Origin of the sequence: Caldanaerobius fijiensis DSM 17918 (assembly GCF_900129075.1) — a bacterium.
Classification (GTDB): domain Bacteria; phylum Bacillota; class Thermoanaerobacteria; order Thermoanaerobacterales; family Caldanaerobiaceae; genus Caldanaerobius; species Caldanaerobius fijiensis.
The window spans coordinates 1-2,926 of the sequence record NZ_FQVH01000069.1; the positions used below are offsets into that span (position 1 = coordinate 1).

The 2,926-nt window shown below is 34.3% G+C and carries 4 protein-coding genes; 1 reads left to right on the top strand and 3 read right to left on the bottom strand.

Going from position 1 to position 2,926, the window contains the following annotated elements:
• Nucleotides 1-220: 220 nt before the first annotated feature.
• From BUB87_RS13750 to BUB87_RS13760, 3 genes are read right to left on the bottom strand one after another with little or no spacing between them, the layout of a single operon-like run.
• A complete protein-coding gene (locus BUB87_RS13750; RefSeq protein WP_073346637.1) occupies nucleotides 221-646 on the bottom strand; it encodes a hypothetical protein in 426 nt (141 codons plus the stop codon).
• A 23-nt stretch (nucleotides 647-669) separates the two neighbouring features.
• Nucleotides 670-1,299: a hypothetical protein gene (locus tag BUB87_RS13755; RefSeq protein WP_073346640.1), complete on the bottom strand. Its 630-nt coding sequence runs from the start codon at nucleotides 1,297-1,299 to the stop codon at nucleotides 670-672.
• Between the two features lie 2 nt (nucleotides 1,300-1,301).
• A complete protein-coding gene (locus BUB87_RS13760) occupies nucleotides 1,302-2,000 on the bottom strand; it encodes a PspA/IM30 family protein (protein WP_073346643.1) in 699 nt (232 codons plus the stop codon).
• 183 nt (nucleotides 2,001-2,183) lie between these two features.
• Between BUB87_RS13760 and BUB87_RS13765 the strand changes: the two genes are divergently transcribed.
• Entirely contained in the window at nucleotides 2,184-2,807 is a 624-nt protein-coding gene (locus BUB87_RS13765; RefSeq protein WP_073346645.1) for a class I SAM-dependent methyltransferase, read from the top strand.
• Nucleotides 2,808-2,926 lie beyond the last annotated feature (119 nt).

Sequence of the window (2,926 nt, forward strand, 5' to 3'; positions counted from 1 at the left end):
ATACTAAGAAATGGGTTAAATAAAATGTTAATTGATTCTTATCAAGAAAGAGCATGAAATTAATCTAAATACACAAAATATTTTTCACTCCCAAAGAGCTCAATAACCGCCCTATACGGTATTGAGCTCTTTAACTTTCAATATTATTATTTTGCTGTTTGAGGCTCAAATCTTTTGAGTCTCAAGGCATTTGTTATCAAAAAATTTTACAAGGTGGCCATTAAAAGCCACCCATCATGCCGCTGTTCCAGCTATGCATACCCTCCATAGCTTTGTGCATTTCTATCATTCCGTTTTTCCCGATAGACTCCATCATAGCAGCCATATTGCCATACCCGTTGTCTCTCATTATCTTTATCATCTTTTGGTAATCGGCATCTGATAGGTTCTCCATAAGTTTATCCATGCCCTTGAAATCTCCTTTTTCCATGAGATTCGCCATATCTGTTAGTCCATTTTCTTTCATAATCTCAATCATGTTTTCATACCCATAATTATTTTGCCTTATATCTTTTGTTTGATTTACAGTGTTAACCGGATTTTTAGGGAGAGCTACACTGTTAGTACCTTTTGCCAGAGCCATCCCTCCAATTAATCCTATTAACACAACTGATAAAACCACTGTTATTAATAACTTCCTTCTCATTTTTTATTACCTCCTATTTTCAATTATTTTAAATTTTCTATCTCCTCTTTAAGCTTTACAGCCTCATATTCCAACTTTTTTGTCTGAAGTTCTTTGATCATCTCATCTATTTCTTCTATCTGCTTCTCCAACTCACTGTCTTGCTTAGTCAACCTCTGAATGCTCTCTTCTATCTCGATCTTCTTACTAATAAACTCCTCAGTTTTTTCTTCGCTGATTTTTATTACACTTTCTGCCATGTTTTCCATCTTATCTCTTTCCGCCTTAAGTTCATCAATCCTCTGTCGCAATTTATCCTTAACTTGCAGTACTTTAAGCCTTGCTTGTTGTAATTTTTGCATTTTTGCATCAATGTCGCTATCAGTACTGTTAGTACCTCTTTTCTGCTCCTGTTGTTTTATTTTGTTTAAGTTGCGCCTTCTGATATCCATTAATTCTTCAAAGCTTATGGCGTTATCATATATCATCTGTTTATACCTTTCGAATTGCCTGTCATCAATAATTCCTTCTGCATACATCCTCTTTAGTAATGTCATCTTTTCATCAAAATCATCCCGAATATAACTGTCGCAGGAATCCTCTCTATAACCTCCACACCCTCTCGGAAATCCATAATAATCAAATATTCTAAACAATCCACCACCGCATCCCATTATTATGACACTCCCTTCTTCTTTTTCAGTTGCTCTAACTCTTGCTTTATCCTCTCTTCCCTTTGGATTTTATTCAGCTCTTCCTGGATAGGATCTGTTTCATCCAATACATCCAGTGCATTTATCTCAATAAGTTCATCCATAGCGGCTACCCTGTTATTTTTCTCTTTTATCTTTTCTTGTGCCCTGGCTATTCTCTGATTTATATTTAAAATATCACTGGAGATGCCTGCAATAGCTTCTTTAACCATTATTTGAGCATCTGCTGCACGATTCATGGCGATCAATTCCTCTTTTTTGTTCTGCAGATCGTAAATATGCCTCTCCAATTTTTCTTTATTAGCCGTGATTATCTTTATCTTTTCTTCTAACTGTTCCAATTCTTTAGAAATCCGTTCTTCTTGCTCTGTGAGATCCATCTTTTTAGCCAATGCCGCCTGGGCCAAATCTTCGCGGTTGGAAGCAATTGATAGATCAGCCTGTTCCTGTGCCAATCGTATTTTATCCCTTATATCTGATAGGTTACTTTCAAGCCTTTTCTTAACCGTAGTAACCTCGATAAGCGACTTATTTATCTTATTTAATTGCTCTCTCAGTTCTTCAAGAGACAGCTCTAGAGCCTCTTCAGGGTCTTCTAGTTCATTCAATATTGAATTTGCCTTTGCCTTAAAAATTGACTTTACTCTGTCGACCAATCCCATTTTTATTACCTCCTTCGATTTTTTTTACATATACATCATACAATTCAATTGTGGAGAAAATATGAAGAATAAAAATAAATCTTCATATTTTCTACATAAAATCGTATTATCATAGTAATTAGAGAAATATATACTAGAATTATTGTCAGAATAAACAAAAAATAGCCAAAAGGAGGACTGCATGTGAAAGATACAACAGAAATCATAAGAAAGCGATACGATAGGGCAGCAAAATACTATGATAGAATTGAGGACATGATGGAAAAAAGGTGGATGTCTAAATGGAGAAAAGAATTATTTAATCATGTAAAGGGCCACGATGTTCTGGAAATTGGTGTTGGGACGGGCAAAAATATGCCTTATTATCCTAAGGATATTAATATCACAGCAATAGATTTTAGTCCAAAGATGCTTGAAAAAGCAATAACAAGGGCAAATAAACTGGGTTTAAATATAACGCTTAAATTAATGGATGCTCAGCAGCTAGATTTCCCTGACAACTCTTTTGATACAGTTATAACAGCTTGTGTCTTTTGTTCTGTACCGGACCCCATTAAAGGGTTAAAAGAGATAAAAAGGGTTCTACGAAAAGATGGTGAATTAATCATGCTGGAGCATGTAAGAAGTAATATAGAACCCTTAGGTACATTTATGGATATTATAAACCCCTTAGTTGTCAGAATATATGGAGCCAATATCAACAGAAATACTATTGATAATATAAAAAAAGCCGGTTTTCAAATAATTTATGAAGATAACCTATCTCTTGACATTGTTAAACTTATAAAAGCAAAGCCTATAAAATAGTTTTATGGCGCATTAACCGTTTTGAGGGGAGTGAAAAATATTTTGTGTATTTAGATTAATTTCATGCTCTTTCTTGATAAGAATCAATTAACATTTTATTTAACCCATTTCTTAGTATA

What these genes read in the sequence shown, in the direction of transcription:
- BUB87_RS13750 (WP_073346637.1), bottom strand. Translation starts at nt 646, where the DNA reads ATGAGAAGGAAGTTATTAATAACAGTGGTTTTATCAGTTGTGTTAATA.
- BUB87_RS13755 (WP_073346640.1), bottom strand. Translation starts at nt 1,299, where the DNA reads ATGGGATGCGGTGGTGGATTGTTTAGAATATTTGATTATTATGGATTT.
- BUB87_RS13760 (WP_073346643.1), bottom strand. Translation starts at nt 2,000, where the DNA reads ATGGGATTGGTCGACAGAGTAAAGTCAATTTTTAAGGCAAAGGCAAAT.